Source organism: Massilia sp. TWP1-3-3, assembly GCF_049897805.1.
Taxonomy (GTDB): domain Bacteria; phylum Pseudomonadota; class Gammaproteobacteria; order Burkholderiales; family Burkholderiaceae_D; genus Telluria_A.
On sequence record NZ_JAFCWX010000027.1, the window covers coordinates 23,664 to 48,685 of the forward strand.

At 63.8% G+C, this 25,022-nt stretch carries 11 protein-coding genes; 8 read left to right on the forward strand and 3 right to left on the reverse strand.

Annotation, left to right across the window (positions count from 1 at the left end; all coding sequences use genetic code 11):
- Positions 1-20: 20 nt before the first annotated feature.
- Positions 21-11,300, reverse strand: a complete 11,280-nt coding sequence (locus tag ACP7D4_RS21690) for an amino acid adenylation domain-containing protein (protein WP_426211258.1) — start codon at positions 11,298-11,300, stop codon at positions 21-23.
- A gap of 159 nt (positions 11,301-11,459) precedes the next feature.
- On the opposite strand from ACP7D4_RS21690, the gene ACP7D4_RS21695 reads away from it, so the two are divergent.
- The 4 genes from ACP7D4_RS21695 to ACP7D4_RS21710 all read left to right on the forward strand — a co-directional run bounded on the left by ACP7D4_RS21695 (position 11,460) and on the right by ACP7D4_RS21710 (position 13,570).
- Positions 11,460-11,681 (forward strand): hypothetical protein, encoded by a 222-nt coding sequence (locus ACP7D4_RS21695; protein ID WP_426211260.1) that lies wholly within the window; start codon positions 11,460-11,462, stop codon positions 11,679-11,681.
- Positions 11,674-11,892 carry an MbtH family protein gene (locus ACP7D4_RS21700; protein WP_426105159.1) on the forward strand — a complete coding sequence of 73 codons (219 nt, stop codon included), beginning with the start codon at positions 11,674-11,676 and terminating at the stop codon, positions 11,890-11,892. The genes ACP7D4_RS21695 and ACP7D4_RS21700 overlap by 8 nt, the downstream gene beginning before the upstream one ends.
- Before the next feature lie 62 nt (positions 11,893-11,954).
- The gene (locus ACP7D4_RS21705) at positions 11,955-12,731 is read left to right on the forward strand and encodes a thioesterase II family protein (RefSeq protein WP_426105161.1); all 777 of its coding nucleotides are present in this window, start codon (positions 11,955-11,957) and stop codon (positions 12,729-12,731) included.
- A 38-nt stretch (positions 12,732-12,769) separates the two neighbouring features.
- Positions 12,770-13,570: a 4'-phosphopantetheinyl transferase family protein gene (locus tag ACP7D4_RS21710; protein WP_426211261.1), complete on the forward strand. Its 801-nt coding sequence runs from the start codon at positions 12,770-12,772 to the stop codon at positions 13,568-13,570.
- Between the two features lie 2 nt (positions 13,571-13,572).
- Here the strand turns inward: ACP7D4_RS21710 and ACP7D4_RS21715 are convergent, their stop codons facing one another.
- Positions 13,573-18,921 (reverse strand): amino acid adenylation domain-containing protein, encoded by a 5,349-nt coding sequence (locus tag ACP7D4_RS21715; RefSeq protein ID WP_426211263.1) that lies wholly within the window; start codon positions 18,919-18,921, stop codon positions 13,573-13,575.
- A gap of 246 nt (positions 18,922-19,167) precedes the next feature.
- Here ACP7D4_RS21715 and ACP7D4_RS21720 point away from each other — a divergent pair, with 246 nt between their 5' ends.
- From ACP7D4_RS21720 to ACP7D4_RS21735, 4 genes are read left to right on the forward strand one after another with little or no spacing between them, the layout of a single operon-like run.
- Positions 19,168-20,283 carry an efflux RND transporter periplasmic adaptor subunit gene (locus ACP7D4_RS21720; RefSeq protein WP_426105167.1) on the forward strand — a complete coding sequence of 372 codons (1,116 nt, stop codon included), beginning with the start codon at positions 19,168-19,170 and terminating at the stop codon, positions 20,281-20,283.
- A complete protein-coding gene (locus tag ACP7D4_RS21725) occupies positions 20,280-20,963 on the forward strand; it encodes an ABC transporter ATP-binding protein (RefSeq protein WP_426211264.1) in 684 nt (227 codons plus the stop codon). The genes ACP7D4_RS21720 and ACP7D4_RS21725 overlap by 4 nt, the downstream gene beginning before the upstream one ends.
- Positions 20,960-22,210, forward strand: coding sequence for an ABC transporter permease (locus ACP7D4_RS21730; RefSeq protein ID WP_426105170.1), 1,251 nt, complete (start codon positions 20,960-20,962; stop codon positions 22,208-22,210). The genes ACP7D4_RS21725 and ACP7D4_RS21730 overlap by 4 nt, the downstream gene beginning before the upstream one ends.
- Positions 22,203-23,540, forward strand: coding sequence for a TolC family protein (locus ACP7D4_RS21735; protein WP_426211266.1), 1,338 nt, complete (start codon positions 22,203-22,205; stop codon positions 23,538-23,540). Before ACP7D4_RS21730 ends, ACP7D4_RS21735 begins: the two co-directional genes overlap by 8 nt.
- Before the next feature lie 57 nt (positions 23,541-23,597).
- Here ACP7D4_RS21735 and ACP7D4_RS21740 read toward each other — a convergent pair whose 3' ends face one another.
- Positions 23,598-24,965 (reverse strand): UDP-glucose dehydrogenase family protein, encoded by a 1,368-nt coding sequence (locus ACP7D4_RS21740; RefSeq protein ID WP_426211267.1) that lies wholly within the window; start codon positions 24,963-24,965, stop codon positions 23,598-23,600.
- Positions 24,966-25,022 lie beyond the last annotated feature (57 nt).

Consider the following 25,022-nt stretch of genomic DNA (forward strand, 5'->3'; position numbering starts at 1 on the left):
GATCGCCGCCGTGCCGCGTGCTATCCGCCCCGGGTACCGTCCAAGGGCAAACCGGCAGCACCGTCCCGCTTACTTGACGCCAACTGCTGCATCACGTGCCGGATATGTTCGGACAGGAGTTGCACTTGATCCGGCAATTGCTCCGGATAAAGCGGGCGGCCGATCCGGATCACGATGGTGCCCGGCGTGTAGACGTTCCTTTGGGTATCGATCAACGAGGCGGAATTGAGGATCGCAATCGGCACCACCGGCACGGCCGCGTTCAGCACGATCCGGCAACACGCGTCGCCAATCTTGGCAATCGCATCGCCCTTGCTGATGCCGCCTTCCGGCGAAAACAGAACGCGTCCGCCATTTTCCAAATGTTTCTGGGCAAGCTGAAACTCCTCGAACGTTTTTGTTGCGTCATCCTTGTAGTGCGTGAAGACGAGATCGCACACTTCGATCATCCACTGAACGATATGCAATTTCTTTTGGCGCTGCAAGTGGTTGTCGTCGGCCGAAAACCATTTGTACACGAAGGGCAAGGACGACAGCAGTAAATAGCCGTCGAAAATGCTCTTGTGATTGGCCATCAGTACGAAGGCCGAGTCCGGGTCGGGCAGATTCTCCCGTCCTTCGAGCACGATGCGAATGCCGCTGCCTTTCAGGATCCCCTGCCCGATCATGCGCGGCAGGTTCGCGCGCAGCCAGCGCGCGCCCCCTGGCCACACCTGCTTGCACGCCAGATAGCACAGCGTCATGATCAAGCCCGCCACCAGCGCGATGAGGAAACTGAGCGACAGGCGCAACTGATCCAGGCCGGCGCGCCAACCCATGCGGCGCCTGCCAGCGGCGCGGGCCGTTGCGGCCACTGGCAACGCAACCGGCGTTGGCGTGACGTTGTCGTGGGCTGACAGCTCCCCTTCCAGTTCAGCATCATCAACATGAGCAACTCCGCCGGCGCTGGCATTCATGACAGCCTCGGCGAATTGCGACAGCGTCGGGGTGATGTATAACTGCCGCAGCGCAATCTCGACGCCCATTTCCTTGCTGGTGCGCGACACCACCGGTACCGCCAGCAGCGAGTGCCCGCCCAGCGTAAAGAAATTGTCGTGGCGGCCGATGGTATCGATGCCCAGCACATCTTTCCAGATGAGCGCGATGCGGCATTCGCAGTCGGTCAGCGGCAAGGCGAACTCGGCGCGTTCGATCTGCGGCAGCGCCAGCGCGGCCCGGTCGATCTTGCCGTTCGGCGTCAAGGGCAACTGCGGCAATGCCATCCAGCGCGTCGGAATCATGTACTCGGGCAAGCTGTCACGCAAGGCTGCGCGCAGCGCCGCCAGCGGCAGATCCGCATCGCGTCCCACGATGTAGGCGACCAGCACCTGCTCGCCCTGGCCATCGTCCCGCACATCGGCAAGCGCGGCCGCAACGCCAGGCAAGTTGCACAGCGCGCCCTCCACTTCCGCCAGTTCGATGCGAAAGCCGCGAATCTTGAACTGGTCATCGATCCGGCCGATATAGGTAATCGCGCCATCGTCGCGATAGCTCGCCAGGTCGCCCGAGCAGTACATGCGCGCGCCAGGCACGGCGGAAAACGGATCTGGAATGAATTTTTCGGCCGTCAGGTCAGGCCGACCAAGGTAGCCGCGCGCTAGACCAATGCCGGCAATGTGCAGCTGACCGGCAACGCCCACCGGAACCGGATTGAAGTGCTGGTCGAGGATGTACATCTGCGTGTTGGCAATCGGGCGCCCGATAGGCACCACGTTGCTTGCACTGTCGCGCTCGCAAGCCCAGGCCGTCACGTCAATCGACGCTTCGGTTGGCCCGTACAGATTGTGCAGCTCAACATGCTGGAACTGCTTGAAGAAGCGCTGCTGCAAGTCGAATGGCAAAGCTTGCCCACTGCACAGCACCCGCTTGAGGGAGCGGCAACGTTCCAGCTCCACGGCGTCCAGGAAGACATCGAGCATGGGCGGGACGAAATGCAAGGTCGTGATGGCTTGCTGTTCAATCAGCCGTGACAAGTAGACGGGGTCCTGGTGCCCGCCGGGCGCGGCCACTATCAGGCGCGCGCCGGTGGCCAGCGGCCAAAAGAATTCCCACACCGAGACATCGAAACTGAACGGCGTTTTTTGCAAAACCCGGTCCGCTTCGGTCAAACCATAGGTCTCTTGCATCCACAACAGGCGATTGACAATGCCTGCGTGATCGATCCCTACGCCTTTTGGTTTACCCGTGGAGCCAGACGTATAAATGACGTACGCCAGATGATGCTGGTGGACCCGATTGGGCTGGTTGGCGCGCGAGGTTGCGGCCAGGGTGTGCCAGTCCGCGTCGAGATAAAACACCGGCGTCTGGCTTGGCGGCAGCAGGGTTTTCAAGTGCTGCTGGCTGAGCAGCATGTCAGGCTTGGCGTCGGCCAGCATATAGGCCAGCCGCTCCTTCGGATAGCCCGGATCCAATGGCACATAAGCGCCGCCCGCCTTCAGGATGGCAAACAGACCAATGACCATCTCCAGCGAACGCTCGACGCAGATCGCCACCAGCACGTCCGGCCCGACACCGGCCGCAGCAAGATGATTGGCCAGCTGATTGGCTTTGGCATTGAGCTCGGCATAGGTCAACTGCGCGTCGCCAAAGACCACCGCGACGGCGTTCGGCGTGCGCGCAGCCTGCGCCTCGAACAGCTGATGCAGCGCCGGGGTTGCCGGGTAGCTGACGGCAGTGGCATTCCAGTCCACCAGCATGTGGCGCTGCTCGGCGTCCGACAGCAGGCACAGGTCGCCGATGCGTGTGCCAGGGCTTGCGCACATTTGGCGCAAGGTATTGTGCAAATACGACAGGAACCGCTGCGCCGTTGCCTCTGCAAACAAGTCGGTGCTGTATTCCAGGCTGATGGCCAGTCCCGTTGCCGACTGCTTGATGAAAAACTGCAGATCGAACTTGGACGTCAACCAGTCATTGGGCAAGGCCTCGAGCGCGACGCCGTCAAAAATATGACTCAGATTGCTTTCCATCTGCGCTGTCTGGTAAATCAACATCACCGAGAAAATCGGCGAGCGCGCCAGGTCACGCACGGGATTGACAACCTCCACCACGCGGTCGAACGGAAAGTCCTGGTTGGCGTAGGCTTCAGTGGCGATTTGCCGCACCTCATGCAGCAATTGGCTCACTGTCGGATTGCCGCCCAGGTCGGCGCGCAAGGCAAGCGCATTGACGAACAAGCCGATCAAAGGCTCGAGCGAGGCCGCATTGCGCCCTGCAATCGGGCTGCCGACGATCACGTCGCTTTGCTGCGTCAAATGATGCAAGACGGCATACAGCGCGCTCAACAGCGTCATGAACATCGTCACGTTGTGACTGGCCGCCAATTGCACCAGGCTGTCGGTTTCCTGCACATCAATATCAAGGCGCGCGACCGCGCCGCGATACGACTGCATGGCGGGCCGGGGAAAGTCGGTGGGCAGCTGCAAGACCGGCAGCTCGCCGGCCAGCCTGGCCTGCCAGTAACGCTGCTGGTCATCCCAGGCACCGTCGCGGATCAGGCGGTTCTGCCAAACGGCGTAGTCCTTGTAAAAAACCGGCAACTGAATCGGGTTAGCCGCTTCGCCGCGATGAAACACGTTATAGGCGTGCGCCATCTGGCGTACAAACACGCCCATTGACCAGCCATCGGCAATGATATGGTGCAGCACATACAGGAACACATGCGATGTTACGGACAAGCGCACCAGCGTAATCCTGAGCAAGGGCGCGCAGCTCATGTCGAATGCTTGCTCGCTCTCGTCGGTACGCAACTGCGCCAGCGCCGCGCGCTGTTCGTGCGGCGCCAACGCGGACAAGTCCACGTGGCGCACGCCTGCCTCGATAGCCTCATCGATCACCTGGCGCGGTTCGTCGTTCATGTCGACAAAGCGCGTGCGCAGCGATTCCTGGGCGGCGACAATGGCTTTGAGCGCGCTGTCGAAGGCAGCAATGTCGAGCGGCCCGTCAATCTGTACCGCGCCAGGAATGTTGTAGAAGGGATTGCCCGGTTCCAATTGCGCCATGAACCACAGGCGCCGCTGCGCGGGCGACAGTTCATAGTCCGCCGCCGGCGCGGCGCTCTGCAAGTCGTGCTCGTGCTCGTGCTCGCGCTCGTTCGTCGCGCCCTCGGTGGACAGGTAGCGTTCAAGCGCCTCGCCATGTTCGGCCACCAGATAGGCAGCCAGCAAATTGACGGTGTCGTATTCGAAGAACAGCGACAGCGGCAGTGCGATCCCCAGCTTCGACTGCAAGGCGTTGCCAGTTTGCATGGTCACCAGGGAGTCGATGCCCAGCATCGAGAGCGACTCGTCGCGATCCGAGACCTTCAGGTCCTGGTTCGCCAGTTCATTTTCCAGCAGCGTCGCCGCACATTCATGGGCCGACATGGAAGACGACAGCCTGGTGACGGCGCGCGCCACCGGCGCCGCTGGCGCCATCATCAGCGCAGCGTGCGCGGCGCCTGGCGCGGCGTCCGACTGGTTCATATTGCGGGCGATCACGATCGCCGTTCCCGTATCGGCCGCGTCGCCGCGATTGCCCACGGGCACCACTGCGACCTCAAAGCCTTCTTCGCGTACCAGCACTTGCCATTGCTGCATGCTCAAGAGCGGATAGCCGTCGCGCAAGTCGGCATCGCGGAACGACCACCAGCCGTCGAGCAGGCCGACGGTGCAATCGGCAAAACGGTTCGGGGCCACCGTTTCGACCAGCACCAGGTGGCCGCCCTCGCGCAAGGTGCTGCGCAGGTGCCGGATGGAACGGCGCAGATCGGGCGAAGCGTGGATCACGTTGGCGGCGACGACCACGTCGAAACTGCCTTCTTGCAAGCCTTGCGCTGCAGGATCTTTGTCGATGTCAAGAATCATCGTGTGCAAGGCGGCGCAGGCGCCGAACTTTTTTTGTCCGTGCGCCAGAAAGCTTGAACTCACATCCGAATAGACATAGTGACCGATGCGCTCGCCCAGCGCGGGCAACAGCGCGCCGGTCAGGGCGCCGGTACCCGAACCAACTTCCAGGATGGACAGCCGGCTGTCATGCCGGCTGTCGGCAATGGCGCTGACCGTGCTTGCCGCCATGGTGTTAGCCAGCGCCAGCACCGGAAAGCGGCTATAGAACTCTTCCAGTTCCGTGATTGATCCGTTGTCGAACAACACCGCCACGGGCGACAGTTTGCCTGCCAGTACCTCAGGCAACGCGGCCATGCAGCGCTGCACCATCAGAATCGCATTGGCAGCGAAGGAAAACTCTTGCTGCAGCCTGGCGATGTCGGCCTGGACGGTGGCCTCGTCCGGCAGCACGTTGCTGCTCCAGCGATACCGGTCCGTTTCCTTGCTCACCCACTGCTCTTCTTGCAAGATATCGAGCATGCGCTTCATCTGGGGACGGCGGTCCGCGCGGGCGCCCAGGCGTTGGCATAGCTCGTCAACCGACAAGGCAGGCGAACCATCGGCCAGCACCCCGCCGCGCCGCAGCGCCAGCCCGACCAAAATGGCGCACAATTGGTCGAAACGGCGCACCAGATCGCTTTGACGCGACAAGTCCTGCTTCAATTGCGCGCTGATCTGGTACCGTTCGCACGATTTCACGAGCGTGAGCAAATGCTGGTCGAGTCCAAAATCGGCGAAAAACCCGATGCCGACATTGGCGACGATGGCCCGTTCCTGGCCGCTTGCGCACGCTGCGGCAAAGGCATTGAGCGCAGCGGCGCTCGACATTGGATAGACGCGTTCGCGCGCTAGCAACGCGATATAGACCGGGTCGGCCACGACGCCGTCCTCGCCCCAGAAACCCCAGTTTACCACCAGGCTGGACTGCCCCTGCTGCGCCATCCAGCGCGCGAACGCATCCTGAAAACCATTGCCCGCTGCGTGGTTGGCCTGACCCGCATGGCCCGTGACGCTGACCAGCGAAGAGAACAGGATGAATTTGCCCGGCGTGAAGGAGCGCGTATGGCGATACAGCAGTACACTGCCGCGCACTTTGCTTGCCAGCACGGCGCGCAAAGCGTCGGCGCTCATGTTTTGTACCAGTACATCGTTCAGCGAACCGGCCGCGTGCAGCACGCCGTCCAGGCGCGTGCAGATTGCGGCAATTTCACGTTCGGCGCGCGCCATGTCGTCAGGATTGGCGATATCGGCCTGGATCAGGTGCACCGTCGCGCCCAGCGCCCGGATACGCGCCAGGCGCTCGCGCGCGTGCTCGTCCGGCAAGCGGCGCGCGAGCAAGATCAGCGTCGGACGATAGCGCCCCGCCATCCATTCGGACCATGCAAGGCCGATGCCGCCCAGGCCTCCCGCAATGAGGTAGGCGCCGCCGCTGACGAACGACGTCGCCGCTGGCACGGCAGGCGCGGCAGCCTGCTCAATGGCCATGATAAACCGGCGTGCACCCCGTAGCGCGGTAAAGCGCTGCTGCACCTTCGCGGCCTGATCGGACAGCACGCTGTCCACCAACAGCGCCGCGGCGTCGCCGCCGGCGCCAGCATCGATACAACGCACATCAAGCCAGCTGGTTTCCTGCGCCAGTGAGCGCGCAAAACTCCACACCGCCGCGCTTGTGGGCGACACGGCACTGTCGTCGCTACCCACGCTCATCGCGCCGGAAGTGACGATGACGAACCTGGCGATATTGACACGCTGGGCCATCAACGCTTGCGACAAAACGAGTAGTCCCAACAGTTGCGCTTCGGCGTGTTCCGCCATGTTGTGTTCTTGCGCTATCTCGCCGTAGCGCGCATCGCACACGGTCAGCCTGGCGCCTTCCGGACCGGCAAACAGGGCTTGGTAAGCGTCGCTGTTTGCGCCTTCGGGCAGCAACGCACTGTCCACGCGTACGACATCGCAGCCGGCCGCCTCCAAGTCGTCGCATAGTGCGACGCCCGTCGCGCTGTCGGCGCCAAGTACCAGCACGCGGCGCGGCGCGCCGCGCGTGACATCGACGAGAAACGTTTCAATCCATGTGGCGCGGTAAAACCAGTCCGAGCCGGGCCGGCCGGCTGCCGACCAATCGACGGGCGCGTTCGCGGCAAGCGCTTGCGGAACCAAGGCAGGCAGGCGCAGGCTGCGCGCAGGAAGCCAGTACGAGCTGCGCTGCATCGGGTACGACGGCAAGTTGGCGATGCGCGCGTCCGAGCCACGGTACAGGCAGTGCCAGTCGATGGCAGCGCCATGCTGCCACAATGCGCCCAGACTGGTTAGCAATGCCTGATGGGGCAACGCTTCGCCACTAATGGCAACACAGAATTGCACGTCCGGCGCAGGCGACCGGTCACTGCCGCCAGCCATGCCGCTCTCGGCCCTGGCCGCCCAGTACGCGGGCAACTCGTTCGCCGACGCGGGAAACGCCGGTGCGCCGGCGAATATCACATCCATGGCCGGCAGATTGAACTGCACTTTGTACTTTCGTGCAAGCAGCAGCGCCAGCGCATCGTGCAGGTTGAACACGCCGGCAAGGCATGCGGCTACGTGTTCGCCCACCCGGTCAGCGGCCAGCAACACGGTCGGCTTGATCCCGATACCGAGCCACAGGCGCGCCAATGCATAGCACGCCGCAAATTTGAGCGCATCTGGTGAAGCTGGTTCGGCCAGTGCATGCCCATCGCTTGACTCGGAACGCACGATACGCAAGGTATCGATGCAGCTGTCGAAGGCTTGCGCGAAAAGCGTATGGGCGCGGTAGAACGCTTGAATGAGTGCCGCATGGTCGGCCTCCCCGCAGCGCAACGCAAAAGCGATCTTCGCGCGCTCTTTTTTGAACCATGTCTCGCACGGGACGTATGACTGGCTTTCCAGTTGGGCGAGCGCGTCGGCCACGTCTGTAACAATCAAGGCTTGGCGCGCGCTGAACTGCTGGCGTCCCGCACTGCGCGTAAAACACAGGTCGGCGATGGGCGTGTCTGGATGTGCGCGCAAATGGGCCCGCAAATCGGCGCGCATCAAAGCCAGTTCGTCCGGATTGCGCGCCGACAGGCACAGCAAATGGTGGCTGCCTGCACCCTGCGCACTGCGTACTGCCTGCACATGATCGCGCACCACGAGGTGGGCGTTGGTGCCGCCAAAACCAAACGAGCTGATGCCCGCATAGCGCGGCGCCGGCCCTTGCGGCCACGGCGTCAAGTGCGACACCAGGTAAAAAGGCGTTTCGCCAAAGCGGGCGCGCGGCTGGGGCCGCGTCACATTCAAGGTCGGCGGCAATTGCTGGTGGCGCAGCGCCAGGATGACCTTGATCAGTCCCGCAATGCCGGCCGCGGCCAGCAAATGGCCGATATTCGTCTTGACCGAGCCGACACCGCAAGTGCCAACTTGCGCGACGGCGCCAAAGGCGCTGGTCAGGGCGCGCATTTCAATCGGGTCGCCGATTGGCGTGCTGGTGCCATGCGCTTCAATGTAGCTGATCGCGGCGGGAGAAATGCCGGCCTTGGCATAGGCCTTTTTCAGGACGGCTTCCTGGCCCTCCGGCGTGGGCGCCATGATGCCGATCGAACGGCCGTCGTTATTGATCGACGTGGCGGCAATGACGGCGTCGATCTGGTCGCCATCGGCGAGCGCGCGATCTAGCCGCTTCAGCACCACCGCGCCCAGTCCTTCACCGGGAACCATGCCGTTGGCCGCTTCGTCGAACGCGCGGCACACGCCGTCATTCGACAACGCGCCGGCCTGCGCGAACAGTTCATGTCCGGTTGGCGTGAGCATCAAATTCACGCCGCCGGCAATCGCCATGTCGCAGTTATCGAGCAACAGGTCGTTGCAGGCTTGATGCAGCGCCACCAGCGACGACGAGCACGCGCTGTCAAAGGTGAGCGCCGGGCCCTTGAGGTTCAACGCGTGCGACACGCGCGCGGCCACCATATTGAGCAGGTTGGCCGGCATCAATTTGGCGTTGTCGGACCCGGCAAAGGCGCCGTCGCGGCGCCGCTCCACGATCTCTTCAAAGTAACTGTTGTGGCTGACGCCCAGATACACGCCCACGTTGCGCTCTGCGTCCAGCCGCACGCCGTTGTAGCCGGCGCTGTCGAGCGCTTCATACGCCACTTCCAGCATCAAGCGTTGCTGGGGATCGGTAATGGCTGCCTCGTCGCCGGCAATGCCAAAAAAATCGGCGGCAAACAGATCGACGTCGGCCAGCATTCCCATGTAAAACTTGCCCTGGTCGCTATGCCAACGCTGCGGGGGAACCTCGCGCACCACGTTCACGCCGTCGCGCAGATTATTCCAGAACGCATCGAGCGAGGCGGCGCCGGGAAAGCGTCCGGACATGCCGATCACGGCAATGCGCATGTGCTCGTCGCGCGGACCCGGCGCTGTTGCGGGCAACGGGGAAGCAGTCTCGGGCACGACGCTGAGATGCGGCGCGACATGCTGTGCAATAAACTCTCCCACGTCGCGTACCGTGCGGCATTCGAGCAGCAGCGCGTAGCCAAAAATACGGCCAAACCGCTCTTCAAGCCGCGCCAGCATTTCAATCGCCTTGACCGAGGTGCCGCCCAGCGCCGTGAACGACATATCGATGCCGATGCTGGCAACGTCGCACTGCAAGACGTCGGCCCAGATGCGGCGAATCGCATCCTGCCGGTCGTCGGCCGGCGTGACCATTACAGTCGCGGCAGGCGCGTTGGACAGGAAGGCATCGCGCGCGTCGGCCAGCGCTCCGTTCAACCATTCCTGCGCCAGTTTGTAGCGCTGGATCTTGCCGCTCGAGGTGCGCGGCAGCTGCTTCATGGGCAACACTGAATCGACCGGGAACGACAGGTACTCTTCGGCGGCAAGTTTCATTTCATGCAGCCTGGCCCACGGCACGTTTCTGCTGCGGCTGGCGGCGAACATCACCACGCATTCGCGCCCCGTGTCCGGATGGGTGACGCCGCACGCGGCCAGTTCGCCCTCCTTCAAATCGAAGCACTGCGCCAGGTGCCGCTCCAGGTCGGCCGTCATGACGTTGCGTCCATTGATGAAGATGACGTCCTTGCTGCGGCCGGTGACGATCAAGCGGGCGTTTTTCAGAAAGCCGACGTCGCCCGTGCGCAACCAGCCATCGTGCGTGAACAATTCCCCGTTCCGGTCTTCCAGACCCTGGTAGCCGCTGGTGACGCTCACGCCGCGTATCTGGATGTCGCCCAGCCGCAGTGCTGGCTGCAGCTCGCCGCGCTCATTGACGATGCGCAGTTCGACCGACGGCAGGGGCGGGCCGACATCGACATAGTCCAGCGTGGGCAACTGGTCTTGCGCGGGAACGGCAACGCCTTCGGTAAACAGGGTATTGCGGTCGAATTGATGGACCAGCGGCGCCGCGTCCAGCGGGCTGAAGGTGACGGCAAGGCACGCTTCGGCCATGCCATACACCGGCAGCATTGCCGTGTTGCGAAAACCGGTGGGCGCCAGCTCGGCAATGAAACGCTGCATGACGGGCGCCGAAATCGGTTCGGCGCCGTTGTACAGCAGCCGGATGCATGACAGGTCGAGATGGCCGTAGTCGGCCGCGCCGAGCTTGTCGAGCACGTGCTGCAGCCCAAAGTTGGGGCAGCCAATCATGTTGGCGCGGTGCTGGTCGATCTTGCGCAGCCACAGCAAAGGGTCGGCGATGAAATGGGCCGCTTCCATCTTGATCTGGTTCATGCCCAGGTACAGCGGCGTCAAGTGGAAGCCGACCAGTCCCATGTCGTGAAAATACGGCATCCAGCTGAGCGCGGTGACTTCCGCGTGGGCGGCGGAAGCCTGCGCGATCTCGACGATGTTGCAAACGATATTGCGATGGCTGAGCCGCACGCCTTTCGGCAAACCCGTCGAGCCGGACGAATACTGCAGATAGGCCAGCTCATCCGGGTGCGGCGTGTGCAGGCGCGCGGCGCCGGCAAGGCCTTGGGCGGGATCGTCGGCGATCGCCACGATGCCCTTTGCCACGAAATTCAGTACGCCGTTGGCGTAGTTGACGGCCTGGTCGGCGTCGACCAGGATAAACGGCTGCTCGAGCGTGTCGCACACGCCGCCAAGCTTGCGCGACGCTTCCGTGTCGCGCAACCACGACGCGACCTTCGGCAGCAACACCGGGATAATTCCACCAAGCACACACGCCCAGAATACCTCGAGCTGCCTGCCACTCGCGCCCACCTGCACCACCAGTATGCGCCCGGGGCATACGCCGTGGCCCTGCAAAAAGGCCAGCGTCTGCTTGGCGCGCTCATGGAGTTGGGCATACGTCTGCCTGCTTTCACTGCCATCGCGCGACACGTGTATGACACACTTGTCGGCAGCATGCATTGCGGTGTTTTCGAGGAGATCAACAAGCGTCATCAACTATCCTAAGACAAGAAATACCTTCGCCCCCGGGCCCGCGGGACCTGAACAAACAAGGGGAAGATTGAGGTGGCGAACTGTAGGACTCAAACAGGCTGGGAGCGCGCATCAGGGGCTGGGACATGGCAGTTCACTGATGGAATCCTGGAAGGCATGATGAAAAATTATCACATAGGCAATTATCGCTTCTTCTCATTTTTTTGGCAACATTATTTTTTTGTGAAAGAAACGTCTGGGCGCCCAGGGGAAACGCCTTTGCCGGCATCAAAAACCGCATGCTTTAACATAAAAATAATGTTGCCAAAAATTGGGGAAACAGCCATAATTGCAAATGTGATAATTTTTTTACCGTCTTTTCCAGGAGTGTCAGATGTCTAGCGCGAACGAGCCGGCCGCACCATTGTTTGAAGTCGTCATCAATCACGAAGAGCAATATTCAATCTGGCCGGTGGACAAAGACGTTCCCGCCGGTTGGCGCGCAGTCGGCAAGCAAGGCGAAAAGCAGGATTGCCTGGACTACATCAACGAAGTCTGGACCGATATGCGTCCCCTCTCCCTGCGCCAGCAAATGCTCGCCGCGCAGCAATAAGAACATTTCCCTGCGACAGCAGCCCGGCTGGCAACGCCGGCGGGCCCCATTGGACCTTGCCCATGCAACCCACTAGCCGCTGGCTGATCAGCCGCCCCCATCCTTTTTGCCAACCGCGCCTGCGGCTCTACTGTTTTGCCTACGCGGGCGGCAGCGCCGCTGTTTTCCAGCCGTGGCAAGCGCTGTTGCCGCCCGACGTGGAAGTGTGCGCCATTCAACTGCCGGGTCGTGGCATCCGGTTCAGCGAAACGCCCTGCACTTCCATGCCAGCGCTCCTCGACCAGCTGAGCGCCGCCATGGCCGGCCAGCCGCCGCTGCCCTGCGTGTTTTTCGGGCATAGCCTGGGTGGCTTGATCGCCTTTGAACTGGCGCGCCATCGGATGGCGCGCGCCTTGCCGCTGCCGCTGCGCGTGATCGTGTCCGGCGCCGAAGCACCGCGCCATCGCGCACCGCCAAAAAACTTGCACGCCATGCCCGATGCGCAATTGATTGCCGCGCTGCGCGAATACAAAGGAACGCCCGAGGAAGTATTGGACAACCGCGAACTGATGGCGCTGCTCGCTCCGTCGATTCGGGCCGACTTTGCGCTGGTTGAACAATACGTCTACCAGGATGGCAAGCCTCTGAGCATGCCGTTGACCGTCTTTGCCGGCAAGCGCGACGACCATATCGTGCCGGAAAACGTGCAGTATTGGCAAAAAGAAACCAGCGCCGCGTTCCGGGTTCAATGGTTCGAGGGCGACCATTTCTTCATCAATTCAGAACGCGAGGCGGTGCTCGCGTGCGTGAAGGCCGAGTTGGAAGATTTGGCCGAGCTGGCCGAGATGGCAGAGCTGTAGCACGCGCAAACCGCCTCTCAATAACCGCACTGGCCCTGATGGAAAAGCCTTCCGTAGCACCTTGCCCCCTGCCGGAGCCCGGCTTCGCGCAACATGAGGTGCAGCTGTGGTGCGCCAACGTAGGCGATTTCTCAAGCGAGTTGGCCTCCCTGCAGGCCAGCCTGGCCCCGGATGAACTGGCGCGCGCAGGCGCTTATCGTTTCGCCGTCGACAAAGTGCGTTACGTGACCGCACGCGGCCTGCTGCGCCGCTTGCTGGGCCACTATCTCGGCCTGCCTGCCGCTGCGCTGCAGTTTCGCTATGGCCCCCAGGGCCGGCCGGCCCTGTGTGCGCTGCGCCATCCGCGCGCACCGCACTTCAACCTGTCCCATAGCGACGAGATGATCGTCTACGCCGTCAGCGAACGCCACGAACTGCTCGGCGTCGATGTCGAACGCAGCCGCGCACTGCCGGACATGCTCGACATCTCGGCGCGGTTTTTCTCAAAACGTGAAAGCGCCACGCTCGCAGCGCTCCCCTCCGGCGAACAGCAAGACGCTTTTTTTCGCTGCTGGACGCGCAAGGAAGCCGCCGTCAAGGCGCTTGGCACCGGCCTGTCGCACCCGCTCGACAATTTCGACGTGACCCTGGTGGCGGGCGCGCCGGCGCAATTGCACTGGCATGCGGCGCCGGCGCCGGCACTGGCCGCGTGGACGCTGCACGGCTTCGAGCCAGCAGCCGGCTATATCGCCGCGCTGGCGGTGGGCGCGCCCCACCCCACCTTCGCCTGCCGGAACCTGGCCGCGCTGAGGAGCATGCGTGGCGCCGGGCGCCTGCACCAGAGCAGCCTGGCCGGTTAACATCACAGCGGTAGTTGGGCGCCGAGCTGGTGCGCAAGGCCAGCCACGTGCGGGCTTGCCAGCATGCTGTAATGGTCGCCCTCGACCACGGCCTGCAGCGCCGCCGGCCAGTGCCGGTACAGCGCCAGCTCCGACTGCTCGGCCGACAGCGACCCACGCGCCCACAGCACGTGCGGCGCCACCTGCTGTTGCCCGGCCAGTCCTGCCAGCAGACCCAGATGGTGCCCGGTCACGCGCAGCTGCGTTTTCAGGTAGGCCAGCGTGGCGCCGTCCATGGCCTGGCCGCTCAGGCGGGTGAGCAGTTGCTGCAGGAATGCGTCATGCTGCCCTGTAAGCAGGGCAGCCAGCCCTAGTTGGCGCTGCACCAGCATGGCTTCGAGCTCGGCCAGTTGATCCGGACCGAGGCGCGCGCCGCGCAGGCTGCCGAGCAAAGCCAGCGCCGCTTCGGCCAGCACCTGCTGCGGATCGACCAGTGCGGCGCGCGGGCGCGCGTCGATCAAGCCCAGGTAGGCCACAGTCTGCCCTTGCGCCTCGAGTGCGGCGGCCAGCGCGCACGCAATCGCCCCGCCTGACGACCAGCCGGCCAGCCGGTACGGTCCCTCCGGCTGGCATGCGCGCACGGCGGCGCAATACGCCGCGATCATCTCGTGCGCCTGCGCGTGGCCGGCGTCGTGGCCGGCAGCTTCAGGCGACTGGATGGCGTACACGGGAAAGCCTGGTGCGAGCGCCTCGGCCAGCTTTTGATAGAAAAATACCTGGCCGCCAATGGGGTGCAAGAAGAACAGGGGCACGCCGGCGCCGCCGGTGCGCAAAGGCACCAGCAGCGACTGGCGCCCCCGGCCCTGGTCAATCTGCGCGGCCAGCGCGGCCACCGTCGGCGCCGAGAAAATGGTCGCCAGCGGCAGCGCCACGCCAAATGCCTGTTTGATCATGTGGAACAAACTGATGGACAGCAGCGAATGCCCGCCCAAAGCAAAAAAGTTGTCCTGGGCGCCGATCCGGTCGACCGCGAGCAGCTTGACCCAGATCGCCGCCAAGGCCTGTTCGGTCGGCGTGACGGGAGCGACAAAGCGCTCGCCGCTGCGCGCCATGTCCGGCGTGGGCAAAGCCTTGCGATCGAGCTTGCCGCTGGGCGTGAGCGGCAAGCGCTCAAGCATGACCATCTGGCGCGGGATCATGTAGTCGGGCAGGGTCAGCGCCATGCTGGCCAGCAAGTCTTCGCGCAGCGCGTGGTGCGCTTGCACCAGCGCGGGCCGGTTGGCCAGCGGTTGCCCCGCCTGCGCGCGCGCGCCCGCGAGCGCCGCCCAGTCGACCTGCAGCGGCGCGCGCGACAACACCATATGGCACGTGTCGACACGGTCTGTCGCCATAGATGGCTGGGCCTGGTAACCATGGCGCTCGGCCAACTCCACCAGATCGCACAGATTGACTGCGGTCCCGCCCTGGCTGCGCACGGCCTGTTCCAGGTCGGCGGCACTGGCGTGCGCGTCCATCCGGCCCAGTTCATGCCAGGCCAGCACGTCCGCTTCGATCAAGCCATGCGGGACGTGCCGCAATGCCACGCAGTCGACGCCTTCTTCCAGCAGGCGCGCCAGCGCGGCCACGCCGCCTTCCAGCGCGCTCCAGTCGCGCCACGACAGCGCCGGGGCCGGCGCGACAGGTCCCACAGTCAGGATCACGTCGTAGCGGTACTTGCTCAATTCATTGTCCCGGCGCGACAGCTTGGGCAGAATCTCGACCTGGGCAATGCGCGCCGTGCGCCGCTGCAGATCTAAAAAGTAGCCGGGATGAAGCAGCAGTTCGGTTTCACTTTCGAGCGCGCGCGCCACCACGGCGCGCAAGGCTTCGATCGACGTGCCTGGAGCGGCCTGATAGCGCGCGACGGAGCAGCGGAACGCTTCGAGCAGGCCGAAATGGCGCACGTCGCCAACCAGCACCTTGCCGCCATCGGGCAAGCCATCGATCACCTGGGCCAGCACGCTGCCGAGATACTCGGCGCTAGGAAAATACTGGACCACGGAATTGATCACCACCGTGTCAAGGCGAGCGTGCAGCACGTCGGCCAGTTCGTGCGCCGGGCGCTGCAGAAGCGTCACGTCGCAGTTGGGGAAGGTGGCGGGACCGACGTGCTTGCGCAGTTCGGTCAACACGCTGGCCGACAAATCGGTGCCGCAGTACGTCTGGCACAGCGGCGCGATGCGGTGCAGCAGCAAGCCCGTGCCGCAGCCCACTTCCAGCACGCGGCGCGGTTGCAGGGCGGCGATCCGCGCGCACGTCTGCTGCACCCACTCGGCCATCTGCGCGGGCGCGATCGGCAATCGGTCGTAGCTGCTGTCCCAGCCGAGAATATTAAAGGCCGGGTCGTCCGCCTGCTCGGGGGCGGCATTGATTTCATCAAAGGTCTGGCGCCAGAACGCGACCTGCTCGCCGTCGGCGGCGTCCGGCCGGCTGGCCGCCACCACGTAGGCCACCACGTAGGCCACCAGGCGCCGCTCGGCGCCGGCCTCGCCGCGCGCGACCACCACCGCTTCGCGCACGCCCGGGTGGCTGCACAGGGCAGCTTCGATTTCGCCCAGCTCGATGCGAAAGCCGCGCAGCTTGACTTGGTGATCGACCCGGGCCAGGTATTCGATGTTGCCGTCCTGCAGATAGCGCACCAGGTCGCCCGAGGCGTACATGCGTTCGCCCGCAGCGCCAAACGGATTGGGCACGAATTTTTCGGCGCTCAGGCCCGGCTGGCCCAGGTAACCGCGCGCCAGGCCGACGCCGGCGATATACAGCTCGCCGCAACTACCCTGCGGCACCGGATTGAGGTACTTGTCGAGGATGTAGAACTGCATGTTGGCCACCGGCCGGCCGATCGGCAGGTACTGGGTGGCGGTCGGCTGCCAGCGTTTCGGGTGGGCGACCAGATAGGTGCTGGCGGTGATCGTCGTTTCGGTCGGGCCGTAGGCGTTCATCACCGCGCACGACAGGCCAAGGCGCGCCACCGCTTCGGGCAGCAGCGCGTCGCCGCCCACGATCAAGAGGCGCACGCTGGCGCAGGCGGCCAGCGCGGGGCCGCCTTCGGCCAGCGCGCCCCACATGGCGGCCGGCAGGTTCACCACCGTCATCTGGTGGCGCGCGATTTCCTCCCACAACTGCTCGGGCGTCCACAGCTGCGCTGCGCGCAAGACCAGCGCGGCGCCCATTGTCAGCGCCGAACAGACTTGTTCGATCGAGGCATCAAAATTGGTCGAGGCGAACTGCAGGGCCACGTCGGTGGGGCCAATCCCGTAGCGCGTGGCCGAAGCGAGCGTCTGGCGCGTGATGGCGTCCACCGAAATGAGCACGCCTTTCGGCTTGCCGGTGGAGCCGGACGTGTAGATGACATACGCCAGGCTTGCCCCGCAGGCGCGTGGCGCCGGGTTGTGGACGGACAAATCGCCCAGGCCGGGTGCGTCGTCCACGCAAAACACGGGGCAGTTGCCGCATTGGGCAAGCTTGGCCAGGTGCTGCTGCAGGTGTTGCTGCAGGTGTTGCTGCAGGTGTTGCTGCAGGTGCTGCTGCAGGTGTTGCTGCGTGAGCACCAGCACCGGTTTGGCGTCGGCCACCATATACGCCAGCCGCTCGGCCGGATAGGACGGGTCCAGCGGCAAGTAGGCCGCGCCCGCTTTCCAGATCGCCAGCATGGCAACGATCATGTCCGGCGAGCGTTCAACGCACACGCCCACCAGCGCTTCGGGACCCACGCCCTGCCCGATCAGATACCAGGCCAGGCGGTTCGCGCTGGCGTTGAGTTCGGCGTAGCTCATGCGCGCCCCGTCGCAGTAGAGCGCCGCTCGTTCGCCTTGCGTGCGCGCCTGCTCCTCGAACAGGGCAATGATGCTGGCGCCGGCCGGGTGCGCTTCGTCAGTGCGGTTCAGTTCGACCAGCAAATGGCGCCGCTCGTCCTCGCCCAGCAAGGGTAGCTCGCTAACGCAGACCTGCGGGTTGGCCTGCACGGCGCCCAGCAGGCGCACCAGCGCGGCGGCCATGCGCTCGATGGTGACGGCGTCGAACAGGTCGGTGTTGTACTCGAAAAAGCCGCACAGTCGCCCTTCGCTCTCGTAGGCGTCGACGGCGAAGTCGAAACGGGCGTGCTCGGGGGCGATGTCGAGCGGCTTGATCAGCAAGTCCTGGCTTCCCAGCACGCCAATAGGCGTGTTCTGCATGGCGAACATCACCTGGAACAGCGGCGACTGGCTCTGCTCGCGCTCGGGCCGCAGCACTTCGACCAGGTACTCGAACGGGATGTCCTGGTTCGACAGCGCACCCAGCGCGCTGGCGCGCACCTGTTGCAGCAATTGCGCAAAGCTTTGCTTGCCCACGCGCGTGCGCAGCACCAGCGTATTGACGAAAAAGCCGATCAGCGGTTCGATTTCGGCCATGCGCCGGTTCGCGCTCGGCGTGCCGATGCAGATGTCGTCCTGCCCGCAATAGCGCGCCAGCAAAACATTCAAGGTGGCGGCCACCAGCATGAACATGGTGGCGCCGGCATCGCGCGCCAGGCCGTGCAAGCCTTCGGTGACCGGCGCGGACACGGCAAAGTGACAGCGCGCCCCGTTGTAGCTTTGCACCCGCGGGCGCGGGCGGTCGGTCGGCAAGGCGAGCGACGCGGGGGCGTCGCGCAATTGCTCGACCCAGTAACTGAGCTGCTGGGCGCACACGCCGCCGGCCAGCCATTGCCGCTGCCACTGCGCATAATCGGCATACTGGATGGGCAGTTCCGGCAAGCTTGACGGCAGTTCCTGGCTAAAGGCGGTGTACAGCGACGCCACTTCCTTGACCAGCACGCCCAGCGACCAGCCGTCGGACACGATATGGTGCAGCGTGAACAGGACCACATGTTCTTGCTCGCCCAACTTGAGCAAACTGGCGCGCATCGGCGGGCCCGCGGTCAGGTCGAACGGCAGCTGCGCTTCGGCATGCGCCAGTTCCTTGGCCAGCGCCAGCCGGTGCTCGGGCGCGTGGCCGCTCAGGTCGGTGACGGGCAAGGCCAGCGTCAGATGCGGCTCGACCAGCTGGGCCGGCACGCCGTCGAGGTTGACAAAGCGCGTGCGCAACACCGCATGGCGGCGGAAGATTTCTTTGAATGTCAGCGTGAGAGCGGCCTGGTCGAGGCGACCGCTGAGGGTGACCGCCGCCGGCACGTTGTAGAGCGCGCTGCCGGGATCGACCTGGTCAAGAAACCACAAGCGTTGCTGGGCGTGCGACAGGGGCCTGGGACCCGTGTCCGTGCTGCGGAAAATGGTTTGCTGGCTGGCCCTGCCCTTGGCCCATTTGCTCAGTAATAAGCGCTTGGCGTCCGACAGACTCGATTTTTCAGCCATTGCACTTGCTCGCTTCAGTCATTGATTGTTCCGAAAAAAGTGATTGCAGCCGACGCCGGCGGCACTCTTGTATTTTTGCAATTATAGAATGAAACTTTACGTATCAGAATAAATAACCTTACTATTTCGTACACATTTTGGGCGTCAAGAATTGCTTGTTCTCATGCCACGCACAGGGCATAATGCGGGTCGCTTGTCATAAAAGCAAACTTTCAACATCTGATAACGCAGGCACCTGGAACCATCATGACGACTCGTGGAAAATCCTTCAGATCCAGATTCTGGGCGTGGGCACTGGGCCTGGGCGTGGTTGTCGCCGCCGCTGCATTTGGCCTGGCGCGCGCCGACTGGCTGCATCCGGCCACGCCGGTCCGCACCGCCACTGTGGTACGGGGAAACATACAATCGTTTATCACGGTCAGCGGCAATCTGATCGCCAGCGACGAAGTGTCGCTGTTCAGCCCGGTTTCGGGTCGGGTCACGGGCGTCAACGTCAAGGAAGGCTCGCTCAGCAAGCCCGGCCAGACCTTGCTCACGCTCGACGCGCGCGACCTGTTAAGCCGCATCGACGAACGGCGCAGCGCGCTCGCTGCCGCCCGCCGCGTGGCCGAAGCGGCCCGGCACGACTGGGACGCGCTGGAACAAATTTACAAGCTGGGCGGCGAGTCGCATAAAACCGTGGCCGACGCCCGCCTCAAGTGGCAGGAAAGCGTGCGCAACGCCGACGCCATCGGCTTTGACGTGCGGCGCCAGGAAATCGAACTGGAACGCTTTACCGTCAAGGCGCCGCTGGCCGCCTCGGTCACGGCGCTGGCGGCCACGCCCGGGGCCTGGGTCAACCAGGGCGACATGCTCATGAAACTTTCTGGCAACGCCACGCGCGATATCGAAGTGAAGGTCGACTCGGGCGACGCCGGCGCCGTCAGCCTGGGCAAGGCGGTCACGCTCAGCAGCGAAGCCATGCCCGGCAAGGAATGGCCCGGCAAAATCACCTGGATTGCCGCCGCGACCAAGAAAGACGTTTCCTCCAACACGCTGGCGGTGCGCATTCCGCTGACGGCCGACGCCCCACCGCTCACGCTCGGCCAGCAGGTCGACGTCAGGATTCCAACTTTTACAGCGAGCAACGTGCTGGTGGTGCCGGCCGCGGCCGTGCTGACCAGCCAGGGCAAGTCGTCGGTGGCGGTGATCGAAAACGGCGCCGTGCACTTGCTGACCGTCACGCTGGGCAGCGCCGAATTGAAACTGGTGGAAGTCAAGAGCGGCGTGCGCGCCGGCCAAGTGATTATTGTTCCCGACGGAAAAGTACTGAAGGAACATGACAAGGTGACGGTTGCGCCGGCGGGCCCCGCGACGACATGATCCATCTATCGGGCGCGCGCAAGCGCTATCAAGTGGGCGAAGTGGCCATTGAAGTGCTCAAGGGCGTGTCGCTGGAGATCGCGCGCGGCGACTTTGTCGCCATCATGGGGCCGTCGGGCTCGGGCAAGTCGACCCTGCTCAACATCATCGGCTGCCTCGATTTTCTGGACGCGGGCGAATATACGCTGGACGGCCAGTCGCTCACCGTCAGCAGCGAGGAAGAACTGTGCACGATCCGCAACCAGCGGCTCGGCTTTGTGTTCCAGCAATTTAACCTGATACCGCGCATCAGCGCCCAGCGCAACGTTGAATTGCCGCTGGTGTATGCCGACGTCGACAGCGCCACGCGCCGCAGCCGCGCCAGCGCCCTGCTGGCCCAAGTCGGCCTGGCCGAACGCGCCGACCATACCCCGGCCCAGTTGTCGGGCGGCCAGCAGCAGCGCGTGGCCATTGCCCGCGCGCTGATCAATGAACCGGACGTGCTGATCGCCGATGAGCCCACCGGCAGCCTGGATTCGGCCGCCGGGGTCGAAATCATGCAGATTTTCCGCACCTTGAACGAGAGCGGCATCACCATTGTGATGGTCACCCACGAAAACGAAGTGGCCGCCTACGCCAAGCGCATCATTCGCCTGCGCGACGGCCAGCTCGAGCGCACGCCGCGCGAGGCCCTGCAATGACGCTGCGGCGGCGCTGGCGCGAGCTGGTCAACGTGCTCGACCAGGCATTGCACGCGCTGGGCGACAACCAGCTGCGCACCTATCTGAGCGTGCTGGGCATCGCGATCGGCATCGCATCGGTGATTGCCGTCGGCTCGATCGGCAAGGGCGGCCACTACCTGGTGTTCAAGGAGCTCGAAACCTTTGGTTTGAAATCGGTCTGGGTCAAGCGCCTGGACGACGACAAAGGCCCGTACCGCGCCAGCCGGCGCGGCAGCGGCATTGACGAACTCGACCTGCAAAGCATCCGCGACGCCGGCTTCGCCACCATTGCGCGCACCTCGCCCATCGTCTACGGCAGCGGCGCGCTGTACATCCACAGCGGCAGCCAGTACAGCAACGGCAAGGTCAGCGGCATGGATGTGGCTTACCTGGACATCAATAACGACGGCTTGTCGGCGGGGATTGGCATTCGCAGCGACGACGTGCGCCAGCGGCGCAAGGTGGCGATCATCGGCCAGACCGTGGCCAATGATTTGTTCGGCGGCAGCATCGACGTCATCGGTAAGGAATTTCGCATCAACGACGCCAAGTACGTGGTCGTGGGCTTGCTGGAAGCGAAGAGCCGCGACTTTCTTGCCAGCATAGGTTCGGCCGGCCAGGATGCAAACAACCGCATCTTGCTGCCCTACACCACGCTGCAAGCCCAGATGGGCAACCACGATATCCACGCCATCCAGGCCGAGGCGCAAAGCTTTGAACAAGCGCCGCTGGCCGCCCAGCAGATGACCGACTTGCTGACCCGGCGCCATGGCGAGCGCTTCCGCTACCACTCCGACACCATGGCCAGGTATATCGATACGGCAAACCAGATTTTGCGGGGCGTGTCCTTGATCGGCGTGCTGGCCGCAGCGATTTCATTATTAGTAGGAGGAATGGGCATCATGAACATCGTGGCAACCTCAGTGCTTGAACGCACCAGGGAAATTGGCTTGCGCAAGGCAATCGGCGCGTCCCAGCACTTGATCTTGCTGCAGTTCTTGCTCGAATCGGTCATCATCAGCACCATCGGCGGCCTGATCGGGCTGGTCTTTGGCGGCGTGGTCAGCGTGGTCCTGTCGTGGCTGACCGGTTTTCCGCTGGCGCCCGAACCGGCCACGATCGTGCTGGCCTTGCTGGTGTCGATGGCGGTCGGACTGCTGTCGGGCTACTTTCCCGCGCGCCGCGCCGCCCGCCTGCGCCCTGTGGACGCGCTGCGTTATGAATAAGCTGCTGGGCGGCCTGGGCGCCGCATTCCTGTCTACCGCGACCGGCGCGGCCATGGCCGGCAGCGCCCCGCCGGCCAGCTTTGAGCAGGCGCTGCAGCAAGCAGTTGCCAACCGTACCGAACTGGCCATCGAGCGCGAAAAGATCCGCGCCGCCGATGGCCGCGTGGGCGAAATGGCGGCCAACTTCAAGCCGACCGTGGCCCTCACGTCTACGGTCGAGCACGTGCACCGCTATGACCCGTTTTCGGGCGTGACCGCCTCCACCAACATTGGCGGGCAACCGGTCAGCGTGGACGTGGCCGCCAATCCGCCCCGCTACCAGGGGCGTCTTGGGGTGGAAGTGGCTTACAACCTGTACAAGGGCGGCGCCGACCGCGCCCGTCTGGAAGAGGCGCGCCAGCTGGCCCGCGCGGCGCAGGCCCAATATGCGCTGGAAACGAAAAAGGTCATGGCCGACGCCGCCGCCGCCTGCGCGGCGTGGATGAAGGCGGCGCTGGTGCAGCGCCAGCGCGCGCGCGCTGTGGAGATGGCCACGCTGGAAGCGGCGCAGCTGCAGCAGCGCCTGGCCGCCGGCAACGCGTCGGCGCTGGACGCGAAGGAAGCGGACATCCGGCTCAAGTCGGGCCAGATCGACCTGAAGGCCGCCGCGCGCGCCTTGCGTGAAGCGCAGCGCAAGTATTGCAGCGCGCTGAACACCGAATGCGCCGCGCCGGATGCTGAACTTGCCGCGCCCGAACTGAACTTGCGCATGCCCGATATGACTGCGCTGTACAGCAGGTTCGGCGTGGGCGGCAACCCTGACGCGGTCAAGGCGGAAGCGAGCACGCAGGCCGCCAGGCAGCGCATCGCGCTGGCGCGCGCCAGCTATGCGCCGGTGGTCGACCTGTACTACTCCCTGTCGAACCATGGCTACAGCAATGAAGGCTTCGGCGACGCGCGCAGCGGTTTTAAACGCGAGCAGTCCGCCGTCGGCGTGCGCCTGACCTGGACCTTGTTCGACGGCTTTCGCTCGGCCAGCTACCTGCAGCAGGAAGTGGCCGCGACCGAACAGATGCGTTTGCGGCAAACCATGGTCGGCGGAGAAACCGCTTCGCGGCAGGTGGCGGCGCAAGAGGAATTGGCCGGGCTGGAGGAACAATTGACGCTGGAAAAAATGCAGCTCGAACTGGCCCAAAGCAAGCAGGCGATCGGCGCGCAGCGGCTGCGCCTGAAGCTCATATCGGATCTGGATCAGGCGCGCCTGGCCTTTGCGGTCGATGCACAAGAGAACCGCATCGCCAGCCTGACGCTGGATGTGACCGCCAGCAAACTCAAACTCGCGCTGCAATAAACACTTGCGGCAGCGCTGGTGTTGCCGGGCACCTACTGCCGTGCCCGGCAAAACACGTCAGGCCGCGTTTCCGGCGCGAATCCTTCCGATGCCTTCGTAACGCAGCCCTGCCGAGGCAACCTGGTCGGGATCGTAGATATTGCGCCCGTCAAAAATTGCCAGGTGACGCAGGGTTTTTGCCAACTGCGCAAAATCGGGCGAGCGAAACTCTTTCCACTCCGTCATTAACACCAGCACATCGGCATCGGCCGCGGCGTGCATTGCGCTCGTGACGATCCGCAGCGACTTCGCGCAGCGCTCGTCGCCGTACTCGGCTTGCAAGATGCGCAGTGCCTCGGCATTGGCGACGGGGTCGTAGGCGACGACGTTCGCGCCCGCATGGAACAGCGAGCGAATCAGGGTCAGGCTGGAAGCTTCCCGCATGTCGTCGGTATTGGGCTTGAACGACAAGCCCCACAAGGCGATTGTCTTGCCTTCCAAATTGTCTGCGCCGCCAAAAAAACGCACCAGCTTTTTATACAGGACCGTCTTTTGCTGGTTGTTGACCGCTTCGGTTGCGCTCAATATGCGCAGCTGCTGATCGTATTCGGCCGCCGTATTGACGAGGGCTGCAATATCTTTGGGGAAACACGAACCGCCGTAGCCGGTGCCGGCATACAGGAAGTCGGGGCCGATGCGGGGATCCGATCCAATGCCCTGGCGCACCGATTCAATGTCCGCGCCAAGCTGCTCGGCTAGACCGGCCAGCTCATTCATGAAGCTGATGCGCGTAGCAAGCATGGCATTGGCGGCGTACTTGGTCAGTTCCGCGCTGCGCACATTCATCATGACCATTTTTTCATGGTTGCGATTGAACGGCGCGTACAACTGGCGCATCAGCTTGATGGTGGCGGGATCTTCGCTGCCAACGACGATGCGGGCCGGCTTCATGAAGTCGTCAATGGCGGCGCCTTCCTTGAGAAACTCGGGGTTGCTGCAAATGGCGTACGTGACGTCGACCTGGCGGCGCGCCAATTCTGCGGCCACCACGGCGCTGATTTTATCGGCGCTGCCCACCGGAACGGTCGACTTGTCGACGATGACGACAGGTCGGACGATGCGCTCGCCGATCGAGCGCGCGACCGCGAGGATCTGGGTCAGGTCGGCGCGGCCGTCTTCCAGCGATGGCGTACCGACGGCCAGGAAAATCACCTCGGCATGGGTGATGGCGTCGTCGTAGCTGGTGGTGAAGGTTAGGCGGCCGGCGTTGGCATTACGCACGACCAGTTGGTCAAGACCGGGCTCGTGAATAGGGATGGTGCCGTTTTTCAGAAGCTCGATGCGCGCTGCGTCGACGTCGAGGCAAAGAACGGTATTGCCGACGTCGGCGAAGCACGCGCCCGCAACCAGGCCTACGTAGCCAGTACCGATGATGGTGATCTTCATTGTTTGCCTCGCGCTATGTATGGTGACGTCGATGCAGCTTTGCTTCTCGCGCGCCAA

What these genes read in the sequence shown, in the direction of transcription:
- ACP7D4_RS21690 (WP_426211258.1), bottom strand. Translation starts at nt 11,300, where the DNA reads ATGACGCTTGTTGATCTCCTCGAAAACACCGCAATGCATGCTGCCGAC.
- ACP7D4_RS21735 (WP_426211266.1), top strand. Translation starts at nt 22,203, where the DNA reads ATGAATAAGCTGCTGGGCGGCCTGGGCGCCGCATTCCTGTCTACCGCG.
- ACP7D4_RS21740 (WP_426211267.1), bottom strand. Translation starts at nt 24,965, where the DNA reads ATGAAGATCACCATCATCGGTACTGGCTACGTAGGCCTGGTTGCGGGC.
- ACP7D4_RS21715 (WP_426211263.1), bottom strand. Translation starts at nt 18,921, where the DNA reads ATGGCTGAAAAATCGAGTCTGTCGGACGCCAAGCGCTTATTACTGAGC.
- ACP7D4_RS21730 (WP_426105170.1), top strand. Translation starts at nt 20,960, where the DNA reads ATGACGCTGCGGCGGCGCTGGCGCGAGCTGGTCAACGTGCTCGACCAG.
- ACP7D4_RS21725 (WP_426211264.1), top strand. Translation starts at nt 20,280, where the DNA reads ATGATCCATCTATCGGGCGCGCGCAAGCGCTATCAAGTGGGCGAAGTG.
- ACP7D4_RS21720 (WP_426105167.1), top strand. Translation starts at nt 19,168, where the DNA reads ATGACGACTCGTGGAAAATCCTTCAGATCCAGATTCTGGGCGTGGGCA.
- ACP7D4_RS21695 (WP_426211260.1), top strand. Translation starts at nt 11,460, where the DNA reads ATGAAAAATTATCACATAGGCAATTATCGCTTCTTCTCATTTTTTTGG.
- ACP7D4_RS21705 (WP_426105161.1), top strand. Translation starts at nt 11,955, where the DNA reads ATGCAACCCACTAGCCGCTGGCTGATCAGCCGCCCCCATCCTTTTTGC.
- ACP7D4_RS21710 (WP_426211261.1), top strand. Translation starts at nt 12,770, where the DNA reads ATGGAAAAGCCTTCCGTAGCACCTTGCCCCCTGCCGGAGCCCGGCTTC.
- ACP7D4_RS21700 (WP_426105159.1), top strand. Translation starts at nt 11,674, where the DNA reads ATGTCTAGCGCGAACGAGCCGGCCGCACCATTGTTTGAAGTCGTCATC.